This is a genomic window from Halorubrum sp. AD140 (assembly GCF_034497445.1).
Classification (GTDB): domain Archaea; phylum Halobacteriota; class Halobacteria; order Halobacteriales; family Haloferacaceae; genus Halorubrum.
Genome location: NZ_JAXRUU010000314.1, coordinates 1 through 1081, shown reverse-complemented (window position 1 = coordinate 1081; position 1081 = coordinate 1). Strand labels below are relative to the sequence as shown.

Annotated in this window: 1 protein-coding gene and 1 pseudogene; both read left to right on the top strand. The window is 68.3% G+C overall.

All coding sequences use genetic code 11. The annotated features are described in order from the left end of the window. Positions 1-829 (top strand): ABC transporter ATP-binding protein (locus tag U4E84_RS18470; protein ID WP_322533512.1); only part of this gene is annotated, 829 nt, incomplete at its 5' end. Then, a pseudogene (locus U4E84_RS18465) lies at positions 826-1081 on the top strand (HAD family hydrolase); the annotation flags it as partial. The gene U4E84_RS18470 and the pseudogene U4E84_RS18465, both read left to right, overlap by 4 nt.

The window sequence follows — 1081 nt, the reverse complement described above, 5'->3', positions numbered from 1 at the left end:
CAACCTGTTGGAGCGCCTCCAAGGCGAGTTCGACCTCACGTACCTGTTCATCGCGCATGACCTCTCCGTGGTGCGTCACATCGCCGACCGCGTCGCCGTGATGTACCTTGGGAACGTCGTCGAGCACGGGGCGACGCGTCAGGTGTTCGAAGCGCCGGCACACCCGTACACGGAGTCGCTGCTCTCCGCGGTCCCCGGTGATCGGGCCCGCGGTGCCGCCGGGAGCGACCGCGCTCGCATCACGCTCCGCGGAACCCCACCGAACCCCCGAGATCCGCCTCAGGGGTGCCCGTTCACGACGCGGTGTCCAGCGAAGATCCGACCTGAAGAACCCGACCTCCCGGAGGAGACGTGGGCGGCTATCGATGAGTTCCGGACGCTCCTGCGCGAGCGCGCACGTGGCGACTCGTCCCTGACCGCGGCCGTTGCGCGACGACTCGGCCTGTCCGAGGACGACTCCGTGGCGATGGCCGTCGAAGAACTGTTCGGCGCCCGCGAAACGCCGTCGGCCGTCGACGAAGCGGTCGGTCGAGCGGCCGACCTCGCCGGGAGCGACCGTGACCGTGAGGCCGCCGAGTTGCTCCGCGAGCGGTTCGGCAGCGTCTGCGATCGCGATCACCCCGACCTCGCCACGTTCAGTGCCGGAGAGGGGCACCACGCCGCCTGTCTCCGGCTGCGCGACGAACACGAAGACGTCGCGACGGTGCTTCAGCGGCGCTACCCCGACAACCGATCGGACAGAGCGGCGACGCGACCCGTGACGGATGGCAGCTCCGTCGATCGACATGATACCACCGACACGGACCCATCGGAGGGTGACCGCCGATGAACCCCACGAGCGGCTACGACGCGGTCGTCTTCGACATGGACGGCGTGCTCATCGAGCGCTCGCCGGCGTGGGTCTTCGAGGAGGCGACTCAGGAGACGTTCGACGCTTTCGGGATCGAACCGGGAGAAGATGAGTACGACCTGTTGCGGTATGCCGCGTGGGAGAGCACTGACTGGACCGACCGCTTCGAGGAGTGTTACGGCGTCACCGTCGAGTCTCTCTGGGCCGTCCGACAATCGCTGGCCGCGGTGA